Origin of the sequence: Sphingopyxis sp. (assembly GCF_016793825.1) — a bacterium.
In the GTDB taxonomy this organism is placed as follows: Bacteria; Pseudomonadota; Alphaproteobacteria; order Sphingomonadales; family Sphingomonadaceae; genus Sphingopyxis.
Window position 1 is genome coordinate 40,821 of the sequence record NZ_JAEULM010000048.1, and the last position, 16,241, is coordinate 57,061.

Here is a 16,241-nt window from a genome sequence, read left to right on the forward strand (position 1 = left end):
CTGTCGTCATTATATTATATGCATCATATAAAAGGAGGCGACAAGTGCGCTATTCAAGTGGCCACAAGGCGGAGACGCGCGAGCGCGTCCTGAAGGAAGCGGCGAAGGAGATCCGCGCCAAGGGGCCGGACAATGTCGCGGTAGCGGGGGTCATGGCGCGCGCCGGACTGACGCACGGGGGCTTTTATGCGCATTTCCCGTCGAAGGATGCGTTGGTGAAAGAGGCGATCGGTACGATGTTCGCCGACGCGCGCGCGCGGTCGGAGGCGATCGACGCGAAGGGCGATCCGCGTGCGGTGCTCCGTGCCTATGTCGATTTCTATCTTTCGCCCGCCCACCGCGACCGGCGCGACCGGGGATGCCCGCTACCGACGTTGTCGGGCGATTTCGCCCGCTCAAAGACCGAGACCCGCGAGCGGTTCGGGGCGGGCGTGACCGGCATCGCAAGCCGTCTTGCAGCGCCGTTGGCGCGGCTTGGGCACGCCGACGCGGAGGCCGAGGCGCATGCGCTGCTGGCACAACTCGTTGGGGGCGTGGCGCTTGCCCGCGCGGTTGGTGACGCCCGGCTCTCCGACGCGCTGCTGGCTAACACCCACGCCAGTATCTTCGCCCGCTACGGATTGGAGGCGGCACAATGACGCTCGCGAAGGTGCAGGGACTGATCGCGTCGGGCGGTAAGCCGCCGATAGGACAGACGCTCGGCTTTCAGCTGGTTGAGGCGGGCGATGGCTGGGCGGCGTTCGAGGGCCTGCCGGGCCCCGAGCATTATAACCCCATGGGGACCGTCCATGGCGGCTATGCCGCGACATTGCTCGATTCCGCGTGCGGTATCGCGGTGGTGACGAAGCTTGCCGAAGATCAGGCAATGACGACGCTCGAACTCAAGACGTCGTATCTCAAGGCGATGACCGGGAAAACGGGTCGTGTGCGAGCCGAAGGGACCGTCCTTTCGATCGGCCGCCGCGTCGCCTACGTCGAGGCGAAGCTGACCGATGCCGAAGGGCGGCTCTATGCGACTGCGACCTCGACGCTGTTGGTACTCAGCCAGTGAATGCGCAGACCGTCATCGAAGCGGAAGCGCCGGCGCGGCGCCGCATAGCGATTCCGAAGCAAGCGTGGAAAGTCGGCCTGATCGCACTCGCCCTTGCCGCGATCGGCATGTGGTGGCTCACCGCACCGCGTACGGCAGAATCGACCGACAATGCATATCTGCAAGCCGATTCGAGCGAGGTTGCACCGCGTGTCGGCGGACTCGTCACGGCGGTGCTGGTCCGCGACAACCAGGTCGTCCGCGCGGGCGACCCGCTCGTGCGTATCGATGTGCGCGACTATGATTCGCGCGTGATGGCGGCCGAGGCGGCGGTCGCCGACGCCGACGCGCAGGTTGCGACGGCGCGCGCGACACTGGCCTCGCTTGGCGCCGAGCGGAAGCTTGCGGCGGCGCACATACGGTCGATGAACACGCAGATCGCGGCGGCCGACGCCGAATATGCGCGTGCAGCCTCCGATCGGAAACGCTATGATGCGCTTCTAGTTGATGGTTTCGTCCCCAAGCGCGACGCCGAGCAGGTTTCGGCCACGGCGATCAGCGCAGCCTCGGCAGCGCAGCGATCGCGTGCCGATCTGGGCGCGAGCCTTGAGGAGGCAGCGGTGACGCGCGCGAAGGGGCCGGTCCTTGCCGCGCAGGTGCAGGCAGCCGAGGCGGCAGCGGCGAAAGCGCGTGCGGCGCTCGCGCTGGCGAAACTCGATCGTGGCCATACGCTCGTGGTCGCACCGATCGACGGCGTCGTTGGCAACCGGCGCATCCAGGTCGGCGACTATGTGCAACCGGGATCGCGTTTGTTGACCGTCGTCCCGGTACGGTCGATTTACGTCACGGCCAATTTCAAGGAAACGCAGACGCGCGAAATGCGCCCCGGGCAGAAAGCCGAAGTCTATGTCGATGCGCTCGGCCAGACGCTGAACGGCACGGTCGAAAGCCTTGCGCCAGGATCGGGCAGTGAGTTCACTTTATTGCCGTTCGAGCCTGGGTCGGGCAATTTCACCAAGATCGTCCAGCGCGTCGGTGTGCGTATCCAGCTCGATCCGGGGCAAGCGGCGTTGGCGCGGCTTCGGCCCGGTCTGTCGGTAACGGCGAAGGTACGGCTCAGATAGATCCCCCATGATCTTCGGCGAGAGGGGAGGATGCCTTTCCTAGTCAGCGTCGAGGCCGTAGGCGGTGTGCAGCACACGCACCGCGAGCTCGGTTTCATCCTCGTCGATGAGGACGCTGACCTTGATCTCGCTGGTCGATATCGCCTGGATGTTGATCCCGCGATCAGCCAGCGCGCGGAACATCGTGCTGGCAACGCCCGCGTGGCTTTTCATGCCGACGCCGACCACGCTGATCTTGGCGACCTTGTCGTCGCTGATGATACGATTGAAGCCGATCTTGTCCCTTGCCGCTTCGAGCAGGTCGATCGAGCGGAGGAGGTCGGTGGCGGGGACGGTGAAGGTGACGTCGGTCTCGCCCTTCTCGCGGCCGACGTTCTGGATGATCATGTCGACGTTGATTCCATTCGCGGCCAGCGGGCCGAAGATGTTGGCGACCGCCCCCGGCTTGTCGGGCACGCGCGTGACGATGACCTTGGCTTCATTCTTGTCGTGGGCGATGCCGGTGATCAACTGGCGTTCCATCTGATGTTCCTCTATTTCCTCGTCGCTGACGATCATCGTGCCTCGGGCGGGAGCTTCGTCGCCCTCGACGAAGCTCGAGAGCACCTGAACGCGCACGCCCATCTTCATCGCCAGTCCGACCGAGCGGGTCTGCAGCACCTTGGCGCCGACGCTCGCGAGTTCGAGCATTTCCTCATAGGTGACATAATCGAGCTTGCGCGCGCGCGCGACGATGCGGGGGTCGGTGGTATAGACGCCATCGACATCGGTGTAGATGTCACAGCGGTCGGCCTTGACCGCGGCGGCGACGGCGACCGCGCTGGTGTCAGACCCGCCGCGACCGAGCGTTGCGATGCGGCCGTCGTCCATCATGCCCTGAAAGCCGGGGATCACCGCGACTTCGCCCTTGCTCATCGCGGCAAGGAGCGCGCCGGTGTCGATGTCGAGAATGCGGGCGCGGGCGTGCGCTTCCTCGGTTCGGATCGGAAGCTGCCAACCGAGCCAACTGCGCGCGGGCGTGCCCATCGCCTGCAAGGTCAGCGCAAGCAGGCCGGACGTGACCTGTTCGCCCGCGGCGACGACGACGTCATATTCGGCGGGGTCGTAGCGTGGGTTCGCCTCGCGGCAGAAATTGACGAGCCGGTCGGTTTCGCCTGCCATCGCGGACACGACGACCGCAACCTCGTTGCCGTTCGCGACTTCGCGCGCCACGAGTTTCGCGACGGTGCGAATCCGCTCGGTGCCCGCCATCGACGTGCCCCCGAATTTCATCACGATCCGCGCCATGTCGCCCCGCTTTCCTGATCTGGTTTCCGCTGCAGCTTTCCCTCGGGTTTCTGCGGCGTTCGCGCTGTTACGGAAGGGGGCGGGTGATGGCAAGGCCGGCTTCGTATGCGGCGGATAGATTTTCTTGCGCCGATGATGGCGCAGTGCCACATCGCACAGCATGAATGCCGCGACGATCAATCCGAACGAAGCCGCCCATTTCGGCGCGCTCGCAGCCGACTGGTGGGATCCGCACGGATCGTCGGCGATGTTGCACAAGCTGAACCCCGTGCGCCTGTCCTATATTCGCGATCGGATCGATGCGCATTGGTATGTCGATGCGCGCGAGCGCCGTCCGCTGACCGGCCGCACCGCGATCGACGTCGGCTGCGGGGCAGGACTGCTCGCCGAACCGCTTGCGCGGATGGGCGCGAAAGTGACAGGTGTGGATGCGGCGCCGGAAAATATCGCCGCTGCGAAAGGTCATGCGGCGGGGCAGGGGCTTTCGATCGACTATTTCGCTGGCGAGTTGGCTGCGCTTCCGGCGGCGATCTTCGACTTCGTCACCTCGATGGAGGTCGTCGAACACGTTGCCGACCCGGGGGCCTTTGTCGCTGAACTCGCAAGCCGGCTCGCGCCCGGCGGGTTGATGATCCTGTCGACCCCGAACCGCACGATGCTGTCGAAGCTGTTGCTGGTCGAGGCTGCCGAGCGCATTGGCGCGGTGCCGCGCGGGACGCACGACTGGGACCAGTTCCTGAAGCCCGAAGAACTGACGCAGTTGCTCGAAGGTGCGGGGCTCGAAGTGTTCGACCGCACCGGACTGTCGCCGTCGGCCGCCAAGGGCTTCAAGCTTGGCGGGAGCGAGGCGCTCAACTATCTGGTCGCGGCAAGGCGCGCGGGGTGAGCCGCGACCCGCGCGTCGACGATTATATCGCGAAGCGCCAGCCTTTCGCGCGGCCGATCCTGTCCCATCTGCGCGAATTGGTACACAAACATGCGCCTGGCGCCGAGGAAACGCTCAAATGGGGCGTGCCGCATTTCGTGCTGAACGACCAGAATCTGGCTGGCATGGCAGCGTTCAAAAGCCATGCGACCTTCGGTTTCTGGCGCGACGAGGAGGTCACCGGATCGCCGCGCGATACTGGCGCGATGGGAAGCATGGGACGGCTGGCGACGCTGGCGGACCTGCCGTCCGACGCGCAGATGGCGGGCTGGATCGCAAAGGCGGCGGCGCTTTGTGCCGGTGACAAGCCCAAACGGCCGCCACCCAAGCCCAAACCGGCGCTCGATCTGCCCGATGATCTGGGCATCGCACTTAGGGCCAATCCCGCGGCGCAGGGCCATTGGGGCGCCTTCTCGCCCGGCAAGCGGCGTGACTATATCGAATGGGTGCTTGAGGCTAAACGCGAGGAGACGCGGGCGAAGCGGATCGAAACGATCGTCGCGCAGGTCGCCGAAGGCAAGGACCGGAACTGGAAATATAAGGGCTGCTGAATTCAGTCGCGAGCAGGGGCTGGCGCTGGAGCTAGAGCGGCTCGTAGCTGTCCGTCCCGATAAGTTCCGTAGGCCATGCAAGCGAGGGCCGGTAACGACCAAAAGGCGCTGGTCGCGAATATGAGGAACGGGTTGAGTTCGCGGAACACAAGGATGCTTACTGACGATGCGACGCCAACGATCAGAAATCCAGCGAACCAGATCGGCCAGAATCGGTTCTGCGCTAACGCAAGGTAAAGTGCGTAGATCAAGATGGATGAGTCGATCGGAAGGATATATTGGAGATAAGCAGGAAAAGTATAATGGGTCTGGACCAAATGTGTCGCGATTGATGACGCAAGCAAATAGGCGCAAAATCTACGCTCGACATTTTCGCCGAATATCGATGTCATGGCGAGCGTAGATAGGAGGTAGAAATAGAACAGTATCTGTATCAATGTATCGCCATTATTGCTGAGCGGCTATCTTATCTGACGCTACCAGCGAAGCTTGACTGGGAAGGCCGCCAGGGCAACCAAAGCCGACCTCGCGCAGGTTGCTCTTGCGCTGAAGTTGCTGGAGTTCGGTAAGCGCCTTGATCAGTTCGGTTCGGCCGGCGACGACCTGCGACATGCTGTCGGTAACTGCTTGCAGAATACCTTGGGTCGCACCGGCGGGAAGGTCAGATGCAGTAGCCGCTTCGACGATGCTGGCTGCCATTCTCGCTTGGGCGAGATAGGTCGCGTCGACCGATCGCATCGTCATGCGAGTATCTGCTGCAACCACGCTTCCAACCCCTTGTTCGATCTTGTGCATCGCAAGCCTCCTTCATTGAACCGGCGCTGATGCTTCCAGAAAATTCTATCGGCTGAACAGTTCAACTACCCCCGCTATGGTTATTGTTATTGCGGAAAACGCCATTGTGGCTGCAATTGCGATCAGGCCGATATGCATGATCCGGCGAGCCGTCGTTTCGGCATTCGCGGCGCCGCCGAGCGGTGGCATCAGATATCCGCGCCCGAGCTTCCGTTCAGCCGATTGGTCGGCCTGATACTCCGTGCGGATTTTGTTATCCTGCCTGAAGATATCGGATTCTTTACAATCCTCAGAGTGTTCCGCGGCTTCGAGGATTCGAGCGGCGACGCCGCGTGAAGAGCAACCCAGCCTTTCGATCGCCGCGTTGAGATGATTGTCTATGGTCGACGGCGATAACGACAGAAAACGGGCAATTTCCTTGGAGGTTAGGCCCTCTTTTACCAGCAACAGGCATTCTCGCTGGCGCTCGCTCAGGCGTGCAACCAGGTCCGTGGCCTCGGATGGCGAAGGAAAATTCTGCTTCACATCGGATTCAATTACGGCCTCAAAACTGGGCCCCGATGTTTAGTGCCTATGATTAAAATCGCCTAGGTAGTTTGACCGGGCAATCGGTGCCAATAACGTTTGAAATTTTATTATGGCAGTTCGGTGCGCGCAACGGCGCGGCGGATTTGCCATAGCTCCGGAGGGTCATTGGATGCGGGGGCGTACCAATGGCTGCTTGCAGTCCAGTCGGGTGGCGCCGACTGCACCCGCCATAACCCGGTCGTTGAGGACATTAATGAACGAAAGGGAGAAGGAAACCGTATTAGAAATCGACATCCTCATAGTATTTCGGCGGCGTCACGATTTCCATCCGTTCCGCCAGCAGCGGGCGAAAGCTGGGGCGCGACTTCAGACCCGAGTACCAGCCTTTCGTCTGCTCGTGCCCCGTCCAGTCGATGCCGCCGAGATAGTCGGCGACCGAGATATGTGCCGCGGCGGCGAGATCGGCGAGGCTCATCGTGGCGCCGGCCAGCCAGGTCCGGTGATCGATCAGATAATCGATATAGTCGAGATGCTGGTTCGCGGCCTTCATCGCCTCGCGAAGCGCGCCACCGTCGGGCGGCTGGCGATGAACGATCCGCTTCTGCATCCGTTCGAACAGCAGCGGGCCGGTGACTTCGAAATAGAAATCATGATCGAACCAGGCGGTCAGCCGGCGGATCTCGGCGCGGTTGGCGGCCGTGCCGTTGATCATCGCCTTGCCCTCGACGGTCTCTTCGAAATATTCGGCGATCGCGCTGCTGTCGATCAAGACCTGACCGCGCGCCTGATCGACCATCACCGGCGTACGGCCCGCCGGATTGAGGTCGATGAATTCGTCGCGGCGTTCCCACGGCGATTCGCGGACCAGTTCATAACCGACGCCCTTTTCGCCCAACAAAAGCCGGATTTTGCGCGAAAAGGGACAAAGCGGAAATTGGTAAAGCTGCCACATGGGTCCGGCATAGCGGCAGGCGGGCGCTGCGCGCAACGCCCGATGCGGGACTTATCCCTAGTTTCGTCATCCCTGCGAACGCCGGAATCCTGCCCTTGTCGTCCGAGCCAACCGGCGAGGTCCCGGTCTTCGTCGGGACGACCGAGTGTCGGGGGCTCTAGCGGCGCGTAGCGGCGCGCTCTCGCTCCCACTGCGCCATCAGGTCGCGCGCCATGTCCTTGAGGACCGGAGCATAAGCCTGAAGCGCCGAGGCGGCGTGTCCCGCCATCCGCGCGGTGGCGCGGACATCGTCGCCTATGCGTTCGGCATCGCGTGGGTCGCGGCCCGCGATGTCGCCGACTGTCGCGTCGTGCGGGATATAGGCGGCGTCGGAATCGGGATCGACCTTCGCGACGGCTTCCGCAAGTGGACCGACCTTCATCTGCATCACCGCGCCGACAATGGTTGTGATCGTATCGGCCATGCGCTCCTGTAGTACCGGGTCATTGAGCGCGGCCACGGTCGCGTTCGTATCGGCCGCACTTGCGGGCATCGGTGCGGCAAGGGCAAGCAAGGGGAGGGCAACGAGGGAGAGGCGCATGGCGTCATCCTTTGGGATGCGGGAAATCAAGCTCGCGCCTTTATCCGGACGACGCTTTCGCTGCGCTGAACATGTTTGCGGTTTGCGACGAACTGGCTTTTCGTCGCGACAGACAATCCTCCCCATGCTGCCACAGGGAGGATCGGTTTCATTCCGCAGCGATGACTTCGGCCTGCTCGGCATTCAGCGGGTGCGTCAGGCGGGTGAGCATTTCTTTCGGGCACACCTGCCAGAACTGTCCCTGCCAGCGATCCCAGTCGGCCAGGATTTCGCCCGACCATTTGCTGCCCGTGGCGCGCGCATGTTCTTCGACCAGGTCGCGCAGCACGCCTTCCCAATGGCTGCTGGCGATCCGTTGCCAGACGATCGATTCGTCGTTGGCGCGCGCTTCGAAGCTGCCGTCGGTGTCGAGGATGAAGGCCATCCCACCGGTCATCCCTGCGCCGAAGTTCGATCCCACGGGGCCGAGGATCACCGCCGTGCCGCCGGTCATATATTCGCAGCCGTTCGCGCCGCAGCCCTCGACAACGACCTTCGCGCCCGAGTTGCGGACCGCGAAACGCTCACCCGCCTGACCCGCCGCGAGCAGCGTGCCGGCGGTCGCACCATAGAGGACGGTGTTGCCGACGATGCTGTTGTGCTGGCTGACGAGCGGGCTCGACACGGTCGGACGCACGACGATCCGGCCGCCTGACAGACCCTTGCCGACATAGTCGTTGGCGTCGCCGAACACTTCAAGGGTGATGCCGCTGCACAGGAAGGCACCGAGCGACTGGCCGGCGGTGCCGCGAAGGCGAACCTGCACATGGTCGTCGGCGAGCCCGTTCATGCCGAAACGCGCGGTGACTTCGGCCGAGAGGCGGGTACCGACGGCGCGGTGCGTGTTGCGCACATTGTATGTGAGTTGCATCCGCTCGCCACGGTCGAACAGCGGCTTCGCGTCGCTCAGTATCTGCGCGTCGAGACTGTCGGGCACCGCGTTGCGGAACGTCGGCCCCTGCGACCGCCGCTGATCGTCGGGTGCGTCGACCTTGGCCAGGATCGGGTTGAGGTCGAGATCGTCGAGATGCTCGGCGCCGCGGCTGACCTGACGTAGCAATTCGGTTCGACCGATCACTTCGTCGAGGCTGCGGCAGCCCAGCTTGGCAAGAATTTCGCGGACCTCTTCAGCGATGAAGGTCATCAGGTTGATCACCTTTTCCGGCGATCCGGTGAACTTCGCGCGCAGCTTTTCGTCCTGCGTGCAGACACCGACGGGACAGGTGTTGCTGTGGCACTGGCGCACCATGATGCAGCCCATCGCGACCAGGCTGAGCGTGCCGATGCCATATTCCTCGGCGCCGAGAATGGCGGCGATCACGATATCGCGCCCGGTTTTGAGCCCGCCGTCGGTGCGGAGGCGGATGCGGTGGCGCAGACCGTTGAGCGTCAGCACCTGGTTGACCTCGCTGAGGCCCATTTCCCACGGCGTGCCCGCATATTTGACACTCGTCTGGGGCGAGGCGCCGGTGCCGCCGGTATTGCCGGCGACGAGGATGACGTCTGCATGGGCTTTGGCGACGCCCGCCGCGACCGTGCCGATGCCCGCCGAGCTCACGAGCTTGACGCACACACGCGCCTTCGGGTTGATCTGCTTCAAATCGTAGATGAGTTGCGCCAGATCCTCGATCGAATAGATGTCGTGGTGCGGTGGCGGCGAGATCAGCATCACGCCCGGTGTCGAATGGCGCAGGCGTGCGATGAATTCGGTGACCTTGAACCCCGGAAGCTGGCCGCCTTCGCCGGGTTTGGCGCCCTGAGCGACCTTGATCTCGACCTCGTCGCAGGCGCCGAGATATTCGGCGGTGACGCCAAAGCGTCCCGAAGCGATCTGCTTGATGTTGCTGTTGGCGTTGTCGCCGTTGGCATAGGGCTGGTAGCGTTCGCTGGCTTCGCCGCCTTCGCCCGATACCGCCTTGGCGCCGATGCGGTTCATCGCGATCGCCAGCGTTTCATGCGCCTCGGGCGACAGCGCGCCCAGCGACATGCCGGGGGTGACGAAGCGTTTGCGGATCTCGGTGATCGCCTCGACGCTGTCGAGCGCGACGCCCTGCGCCGGATAGTTGAACTCCATCAGGTCGCGTAGATAGACGGGGGGCAGGTCGGCAACCCCGCGCGCGAATTGCAGATAGGTCGAGTAACTGTCGGTCGCGACGGCCGTTTGCAGCAGGTGCATGAGCTGCGCCGAATAGGCGTGGGTTTCGCCCCCCGCGCGCTGGCGATAGAAGCCGCCGATGGGTAGGGTGGTGACGCGGCTGTCGAACGCCGCCTCGTGCTTTTCGGTCGCGTTGATGAAGAGCGATTGATAGCCCTCGCCCGAAATCTTGGCCGGCATGCCGGGGAAGAGGTCGTTGACGAGCGCGCGCGACAGGCCGACCGCCTCGAAGTTGTAGCCGCCGCGATAGCTGGAGATCACCGCGATCCCCATCTTCGCCATGATCTTGAGCAGCCCGTCGTCGATCGCCTTGCGAAAGCGGCGGTGGCACTCGTTCAGCGACAATTCGCCGCCGAACAGCCCGCGCGTCCAGCGGTCGGCTATCGCTGCCTCGGCCAGATAGGCGTGGACGGTCGTCGCGCCGACGCCGATCAGGACGGCGAAGGCGTGGGTGTCGAGCACTTCGGCCGAACGGACGTTGATCGAGGCATAGCTGCGCAGCCCCTTGCGCACGAGGTGAGTGTGAACGGCGGCAGCGGCCAGCACCATGGCGACGCCGACGCGGCCCTCGCCGATATTCTGGTCGGAGAGGAACAGTTCGCTGCGCCCTGCGCGCACCGCGTCTTCGGCTTCGCGGCGGACCCGGGCAATCGCCTCGCGTAGGGCAGAGGCGTCGCCGCCGACCTCGAACGTACAGTCGATATCGGCGACCGCGTCGCCGAAATAGGCGCGCAGGCGGTCCCAGTCCTCACCGACGAGGACGGGCGAGTCGATCACGAGAACATGTGCGCTCTGCCCCTTTTCATCGAGGATGTTGGCGAGGTTCGAGAAGCGCGTCTTCAGGCTCATCACATGCCGTTCGCGCAGGGAGTCGATCGGCGGGTTGGTGACCTGGCTGAAATTCTGGCGGAAGAACTGCGCGACGTGGCGCGGCTTGTCGGAAATGACCGCCAGCGGCGTGTCGTCGCCCATCGATCCGATCGCTTCCTTTGCGTCTTCGACCATCGGCGACAGGATCAGTTCCATGTCCTCCATCGTCAGGCCGGCGGCGACCTGACGGCGGAGCAGCTCGGCGCGGTCGAAGGCTGGCAGCGTCGCCTTTCCGCCCTTCGGCAGATCGGCGAGGGTACGAAAGCCCCGGACACGCGCGCCATAGTCCTGCGTCCCTGCGATCTTGTCCTTGATCGCGGCATCTTCGTACAGCGTGCCGTCGTCGAGATCGACTGCGATCATCTGACCGGGGCCGAGCCGGCCCTTCTTGCGGATGCTGGCTTCGGGAAGGAGGACCATGCCGCTTTCCGATCCCACGACGAGCAGATTGTCGGCGGTAAGCGTATAGCGCAGCGGGCGCAGTGCATTGCGGTCCATCCCGGCGACCGCCCAGCGGCCGTCGGTCATCGCGAGCGCGGCGGGGCCGTCCCACGGCTCCATGACGCTGGCGAGATAGCTATACATCGACTTGTGCGCTTCGGGCATGTCGATGTCATTGTCCCATGCTTCGGGGACGAGGATGAGCTTTGCGGTCGGCGCGTCACGGCCGGCGCGGCACAGCGTTTCGAACACCGCGTCGAGCGCGGCGGTGTCCGACGCGCCGGCGGGGATCACCGGCTTGATGTCTTCGGAGTGTTCGCCGAAGGCGAGGCTCGCCATCTTGATCTCGTGGCTCTTCATCCAGTTCTTGTTGCCGCGGATCGTATTGATCTCGCCATTATGGGCGAGGCAGCGGAAGGGCTGGGCCAGCCACCATTGCGGAAAGGTGTTCGTCGAATAGCGCTGGTGAAAGATCGCGACGCGGCTTTCGAACAGCTTGTTCGTCAGATCGGGGTAGAAATCGGCGAGGCTCTCCGCAAGGAACAGCCCCTTGTAGATGATCGAGCGCGCCGAAAGGCTGCACACGTAAAAGTCGGCAATCTGGGCCGCGATGACTTTTTTCTCGATCCGGCGGCGGACAAGGTAGAGCTGTTTTTCGAACTCGGCGACCGATTGCTCGTCGGGCAGCGGCCCAGCGATCATGATCTGTTCGATCTCCGGGCGTGTGCGCTGCGCCTTGTCGCCGATCACCGACACGTCGACGGGCACCTGGCGCCAGCCATAGATGGTGAAACCCGCGTCGATGATCTCCGCCTCGACGATCGTGCGGCATTCCTCCTGCGCGCCCAGATCGGTGCGCGGCAGGAAGACCATGCCGACAGCAAGGCGGTTCGGGCGCACCTTGTGGCCCGACGCGGCGATCGCATCGTCGAAGAAGCGGACCGGAAGGTCGACGTGAATGCCCGCACCATCGCCGGTCTTGCCGTCGGCGTCGACCGCGCCGCGGTGCCAGACCGCGCGCAGCGCCTCGATCGCCGCCTCGACGACGCGGCGCGACGGCTTGCCGTCGGTCGCCGCGATCAATCCGACGCCGCAGGCATCGGATTCAAGGTCGGGGCGATACATGCCGTTTTCGGCAAGCCGGGCGTGATCGGGCGTGGGATAGTGGGTCATCTTACGATCCTGGTCTGCTTTTCCGACCGTCATCCCGGCGAAGGCCGGGATCTCTTCGGTGTGTCCTTGAATTGACCGGCGAGATCCCGGCTTTCGCCGGGATGACGACTGTCAGCTTACTTCTTCTTTTTCTTGCGGGCGTTGGCGATCGCAGTCTGTTCCGCATCATAGGCCGCGGACGACGCCTCGCTGGCGGCGGCCTCCAACTCCTCGACACGGGTGCGATCGGTCTCGGTCCAGTTTTCGCGATCGTAGGCAGGGTCCCAATCGCCACCCGCGGCGTCTGCCGCGTCCGCAGCGGCTTCAGCCGCGTCAGCCGCCGCGTCCGCCGCATCGACGGCAGCCGTCTCGGCGTCGTCGGTGGGGGTGGCCCACTGGTCGCGCTGTTCCTTCAGCACCTTGACGTCGACTTTCATCAGCTTCGCAAGCTTCGCGAGTTCGGCGTCGGTCAGGTCCGAAAGCTGCTTTTCCTTGGGCAGGTCCTTGAACTTGCCTTCGAGTTCCGGCCCACGGTCCATGAACTTGTTGATCATCGGCGGCACCGCCTTGATCATCGCCAGCATCACTTCGGGGTCCGCCTGCAGGGACATCCATTCGTCGGCATAGGCCTTGCCCGTCGGCGTCGCGAAAAAGGCATTCATGTCGCCGAGTTGCTGCGCATTGAACTTGCGGGCGTAGGCATAGGCCATGCCATTGCGCATCGGCCCCTCGAGGTCGCCGAGCGCCTCGGTGATCAGCGGCTTGATGACGTTCATGACGTGGTCTTCACGCTGCTGGCGATACGGGTCGAGCAGGTCGGCGATCGCGGCCTTGCTCTTGTCATCGAGCGCCTCGATCTTTTCGGTTTCGACGCCGGTCTTGATGGACAGCATCAGGTCGGACATGCCGCCGACTTCGCCAAGGATGCCCTTGAAGAGCTTGCCGTACATATTGTCGAGCATCTTCGCGAGGCTGCCCGGTGGGACGAGCGCGGTCGTCGTCTGCTGCGCCAGCGCGAGCTGTGCTGAGGGTACGGCCGGGAGTTTGTCGACGCCGAAAATCTTTTCGATCAGCTTGATCGCTTCGTCGATTTCCTTCTGCATCTTCGCCTTGGCATCGGCCATCGCGGCCTTGCTGGTCGCTTCGCTCTGCGCGTTCTGTTCATCCGCCGGCGCGACGACTTCGGCGAGCGGGGCTTCTTTCTTTGGTGCGGCGAAAGCGTGCGCGGGCACGATCGCGACGGCACCGGCGAGCAGCATATATTTCCAGTTTGTCATTGGAATGATCCTTCCCCTGTTGGTCATGCCGCCTTCTTTTCGCTTTCCGCCTTCACTTTCAACCACTTTGCCATCTGTTCGCTGACATCGCGGCCGTCGCGGATGCCCCAGACGACCAGGCTGGCGCCGCGGACGATGTCACCGGCGGCGAAAACGCCGGGCAGGCTGGTCATCATCGTCTGATGATCGACGCGCAGCGTGCCCCAGCGCGTGACGCTGAGGTCGGGCGAACCGAACAGGTTCGGCAGCTCTTCGGGGTCGAAGCCCAGCGCCTTGATCACCATGTCGGCGGGGAGGTCGAACTTGCGTTCCGGGTCGGGTTCGGGGCTGCGCCGTCCGCTCGCGTCGGGCGCGCCGAGACGCATTCCAGCGACCGCGACCTGCTTGACACTCTTGTCGGCGGCGAAGCTTTCGGGGGCCGATAGCCAAACGAACTCGACGCCTTCTTCCTCCGCGTTGGCGACCTCGCGCTGCGAGCCGGGCATATTCTCCCGGTCGCGGCGATACAGGCATTTCACGGATTTTGCGCCTTGCCGCACGGCGGTGCGGACGCAGTCCATCGCGGTGTCGCCGCCGCCGATCACGACGACATGCTTGCCCCGGGCATCAAGACTGCCGTCGTCGAAAGCAGGTACCGCATCGCCGAAGCTTTTGCGGTTCGATGCGATCAGATAGTCGAGCGCGGCGATGACACCCGTGGCGCCATTCCCTGGCACCTTGATCTCGCGCGCCTTGTAAACGCCTGTCGCGACGAGGATCGCGTCATGTTTTTGCCGGAGCTGGTCGAGCGTGGCATCCTTGCCGACCGCGAAGCCGAGATGAAAGTGAATGCCGCCGGCCTCCAGCCGATCGATGCGGCGCATCACGACATCCTTTTCCAGCTTGAAGCCCGGGATGCCATAAGTGAGGAGCCCGCCGGCGCGGTCGTGCCGGTCGTAGACGTGTACCTCATGGCCCTGGACGCGAAGATATTCGGCGGCGGTCAGGCCGGCGGGGCCGGCCCCGATGATGCCCACCGACTGGCCGGTCGGCTTGCCCACATGAACGGGTTCGACCCAGCCCTCGACCCAGGCGGTGTCGGTAATATATTTTTCGACACTGCCGATCGTGACCGCGCCATGGCCCGAAAATTCGATCACGCAATTGCCCTCGCACAGACGATCCTGCGGGCAAATGCGGCCGCAGATCTCGGGCATCGTCGAGGTCGCATTCGAAAGCTCATAGGCTTCGCGCAGGCGACCCTCCGCGGTCAGGCGGAGCCAGTCGGGAATATGATTGTGCAGCGGGCAATGTACCGAACAATAAGGGACGCCGCACTGCGAGCAGCGCGCCGCCTGTGCGTCGGCCTCGGGCGCAGCGTAGCGTTCGGCGATCTCGCGGAAGTCGCGTGCGCGCTCTTCGGCCGAACGCTTGTCCGGATAGGATTGTTCACGCCCCACAAACTGAAGCATGCGATCGGAAGCCATGCAGTATCCCCTTCGTTGAGGGCGCGATGACATGGCTTGAAAGGCGCTGTCACGAGCGAAATGCGATATAGGACAGTATTATTGACCTTAAATCGGGAAGCTCTGACTACGCAAATGAGGACTGCGCAACTATCTTTCGCAAATAGTATCTATTCGGCCCTATCTGGACGCGAGCCAGGCGAGCGCTGCGATGCCGACAATGATTCGATACCAGGCGAAGGGTGCGAAGCCATAACGAGTGACCACGGCGAGGAAGGCCTTGATGACTGCCCACGCCACGATGAACGACACGACCGCGCCGACAGCAATCAGCCCGATATCGCTTTTCGTGATCGCATCATGATGTTTTGCGAGCTGGAGGATCGTCGCGCCGGTCAATGTCGGCAGCGCCAGAAAGAAGCTGAATTCGGCGGCGGTCTTGCGATCGATTCCCAGCGCCATCGCGCCCATGATCGTCGCGCCCGACCGGCTGACGCCCGGGATCATCGCGATGCACTGGACCAGCCCGACGATGATCGACTGGCGCGTTGTCAGCGCGGCGACGCCGCCGCTCTCCTTCGGCCTGGCAAAGCGTTCGACAAGCAGGATGCCGATACCGCCGACGATCAGGGCCCAGGCGACGACGACGGCGTTTTCCAGCAGCGCCTCGATATAGTCGCCGAACGCGAGCCCGAGTACGACTGCCGGAAGGAAAGCGAGCAGCAGGTTGCGCACGAATGCGATGGCGACCGGATCGCGCCGGAAGAAGCCGGTGAACATCTCCCAGAACAGATGTCGGTAGAGGACGACAATCGCGAGGATCGCGCCCGGCTGGATCGCGATGTTGAACACCGCCCATCGGGACGCATCATAGCCCAGCAGCTCGGTTGCGAGGATCAGGTGGCCCGTCGAGGAAACGGGAAGAAATTCGGTCAGTCCTTCGACGATGCCGAGGATGATCGCGGTCAGCCAGATGCTCATGGGGTTCCAATATGCAGATCGTGAATAAGCGAAAGGGCGCCCGACCGATGCCGGACGCCCTTGTCCTGCGCGGAGCCTATCAGCCCGGCCGGCTTTTTCCAGCCGCTAT

The 16,241-nt window shown here is 63.5% G+C and carries 14 protein-coding genes; 5 read left to right on the forward strand and 9 right to left on the reverse strand.

Annotated features, from left to right (window positions below; genetic code table 11):
• Nucleotides 1–44: 44 nt before the first annotated feature.
• From JNM03_RS16805 to JNM03_RS16815, 3 genes are read left to right on the forward strand one after another with little or no spacing between them, the layout of a single operon-like run.
• Nucleotides 45–638: a TetR/AcrR family transcriptional regulator gene (locus JNM03_RS16805; RefSeq protein ID WP_294038377.1), complete on the forward strand. Its 594-nt coding sequence runs from the start codon at nucleotides 45–47 to the stop codon at nucleotides 636–638.
• Nucleotides 635–1,051, forward strand: a complete 417-nt coding sequence (locus tag JNM03_RS16810; RefSeq protein ID WP_294038378.1) for a PaaI family thioesterase — start codon at nucleotides 635–637, stop codon at nucleotides 1,049–1,051. Before JNM03_RS16805 ends, JNM03_RS16810 begins: the two co-directional genes overlap by 4 nt.
• The gene (locus tag JNM03_RS16815; RefSeq protein ID WP_294038379.1) at nucleotides 1,048–2,154 is read left to right on the forward strand and encodes an HlyD family secretion protein; all 1,107 of its coding nucleotides are present in this window, start codon (nucleotides 1,048–1,050) and stop codon (nucleotides 2,152–2,154) included. Before JNM03_RS16810 ends, JNM03_RS16815 begins: the two co-directional genes overlap by 4 nt.
• A gap of 39 nt (nucleotides 2,155–2,193) precedes the next feature.
• Here the strand turns inward: JNM03_RS16815 and JNM03_RS16820 are convergent, their stop codons facing one another.
• The gene (locus JNM03_RS16820; RefSeq protein WP_294038380.1) at nucleotides 2,194–3,441 is read right to left on the reverse strand and encodes an aspartate kinase; all 1,248 of its coding nucleotides are present in this window, start codon (nucleotides 3,439–3,441) and stop codon (nucleotides 2,194–2,196) included.
• Between the two features lie 160 nt (nucleotides 3,442–3,601).
• Here JNM03_RS16820 and ubiG point away from each other — a divergent pair, with 160 nt between their 5' ends.
• Nucleotides 3,602–4,327 (forward strand): bifunctional 2-polyprenyl-6-hydroxyphenol methylase/3-demethylubiquinol 3-O-methyltransferase UbiG, encoded by a 726-nt coding sequence (ubiG, locus tag JNM03_RS16825; RefSeq protein ID WP_294038381.1) that lies wholly within the window; start codon nucleotides 3,602–3,604, stop codon nucleotides 4,325–4,327.
• A complete protein-coding gene (locus JNM03_RS16830; protein WP_294038382.1) occupies nucleotides 4,324–4,917 on the forward strand; it encodes a YdeI family protein in 594 nt (197 codons plus the stop codon). The genes ubiG and JNM03_RS16830 overlap by 4 nt, the downstream gene beginning before the upstream one ends.
• Before the next feature lie 447 nt (nucleotides 4,918–5,364).
• Here the strand turns inward: JNM03_RS16830 and JNM03_RS16835 are convergent, their stop codons facing one another.
• From JNM03_RS16835 to JNM03_RS16870, 8 genes are all read right to left on the reverse strand, one after another.
• Entirely contained in the window at nucleotides 5,365–5,712 is a 348-nt protein-coding gene (locus JNM03_RS16835; protein ID WP_294038383.1) for a hypothetical protein, read from the reverse strand.
• A 45-nt stretch (nucleotides 5,713–5,757) separates the two neighbouring features.
• The gene (locus JNM03_RS16840; RefSeq protein WP_294038384.1) at nucleotides 5,758–6,237 is read right to left on the reverse strand and encodes a helix-turn-helix transcriptional regulator; all 480 of its coding nucleotides are present in this window, start codon (nucleotides 6,235–6,237) and stop codon (nucleotides 5,758–5,760) included.
• Nucleotides 6,238–6,520: 283 nt separating this feature from the next.
• A complete protein-coding gene (locus tag JNM03_RS16845) occupies nucleotides 6,521–7,192 on the reverse strand; it encodes a glutathione S-transferase family protein (protein WP_294038385.1) in 672 nt (223 codons plus the stop codon).
• 157 nt (nucleotides 7,193–7,349) lie between these two features.
• Entirely contained in the window at nucleotides 7,350–7,772 is a 423-nt protein-coding gene (locus tag JNM03_RS16850) for a hypothetical protein (protein ID WP_294038387.1), read from the reverse strand.
• Nucleotides 7,773–7,920: 148 nt separating this feature from the next.
• Nucleotides 7,921–12,450: a glutamate synthase large subunit gene (gltB, locus tag JNM03_RS16855; protein WP_294038388.1), complete on the reverse strand. Its 4,530-nt coding sequence runs from the start codon at nucleotides 12,448–12,450 to the stop codon at nucleotides 7,921–7,923.
• Between the two features lie 116 nt (nucleotides 12,451–12,566).
• Nucleotides 12,567–13,706, reverse strand: coding sequence for a DUF2059 domain-containing protein (locus JNM03_RS16860; protein ID WP_294038390.1), 1,140 nt, complete (start codon nucleotides 13,704–13,706; stop codon nucleotides 12,567–12,569).
• A 23-nt stretch (nucleotides 13,707–13,729) separates the two neighbouring features.
• The gene (locus JNM03_RS16865) at nucleotides 13,730–15,172 is read right to left on the reverse strand and encodes an NAD(P)-dependent oxidoreductase (RefSeq protein ID WP_294038392.1); all 1,443 of its coding nucleotides are present in this window, start codon (nucleotides 15,170–15,172) and stop codon (nucleotides 13,730–13,732) included.
• A gap of 159 nt (nucleotides 15,173–15,331) precedes the next feature.
• Nucleotides 15,332–16,132 carry an undecaprenyl-diphosphate phosphatase gene (locus tag JNM03_RS16870; RefSeq protein WP_294038394.1) on the reverse strand — a complete coding sequence of 267 codons (801 nt, stop codon included), beginning with the start codon at nucleotides 16,130–16,132 and terminating at the stop codon, nucleotides 15,332–15,334.
• Nucleotides 16,133–16,241 lie beyond the last annotated feature (109 nt).

Excerpts from the sequence above, each read along its gene's own strand:
- JNM03_RS16870 (WP_294038394.1), bottom strand. The coding sequence starts at position 16,132 with ATGAGCATCTGGCTGACCGCGATCATCCTCGGCATCGTCGAAGGACTG.
- JNM03_RS16820 (WP_294038380.1), bottom strand. The coding sequence starts at position 3,441 with ATGGCGCGGATCGTGATGAAATTCGGGGGCACGTCGATGGCGGGCACC.
- JNM03_RS16845 (WP_294038385.1), bottom strand. The coding sequence starts at position 7,192 with ATGTGGCAGCTTTACCAATTTCCGCTTTGTCCCTTTTCGCGCAAAATC.
- JNM03_RS16860 (WP_294038390.1), bottom strand. The coding sequence starts at position 13,706 with ATGACAAACTGGAAATATATGCTGCTCGCCGGTGCCGTCGCGATCGTG.
- JNM03_RS16850 (WP_294038387.1), bottom strand. The coding sequence starts at position 7,772 with ATGCGCCTCTCCCTCGTTGCCCTCCCCTTGCTTGCCCTTGCCGCACCG.
- gltB (WP_294038388.1), bottom strand. The coding sequence starts at position 12,450 with ATGACCCACTATCCCACGCCCGATCACGCCCGGCTTGCCGAAAACGGC.
- ubiG (WP_294038381.1), top strand. The coding sequence starts at position 3,602 with ATGAATGCCGCGACGATCAATCCGAACGAAGCCGCCCATTTCGGCGCG.
- JNM03_RS16835 (WP_294038383.1), bottom strand. The coding sequence starts at position 5,712 with ATGCACAAGATCGAACAAGGGGTTGGAAGCGTGGTTGCAGCAGATACT.
- JNM03_RS16810 (WP_294038378.1), top strand. The coding sequence starts at position 635 with ATGACGCTCGCGAAGGTGCAGGGACTGATCGCGTCGGGCGGTAAGCCG.
- JNM03_RS16865 (WP_294038392.1), bottom strand. The coding sequence starts at position 15,172 with ATGGCTTCCGATCGCATGCTTCAGTTTGTGGGGCGTGAACAATCCTAT.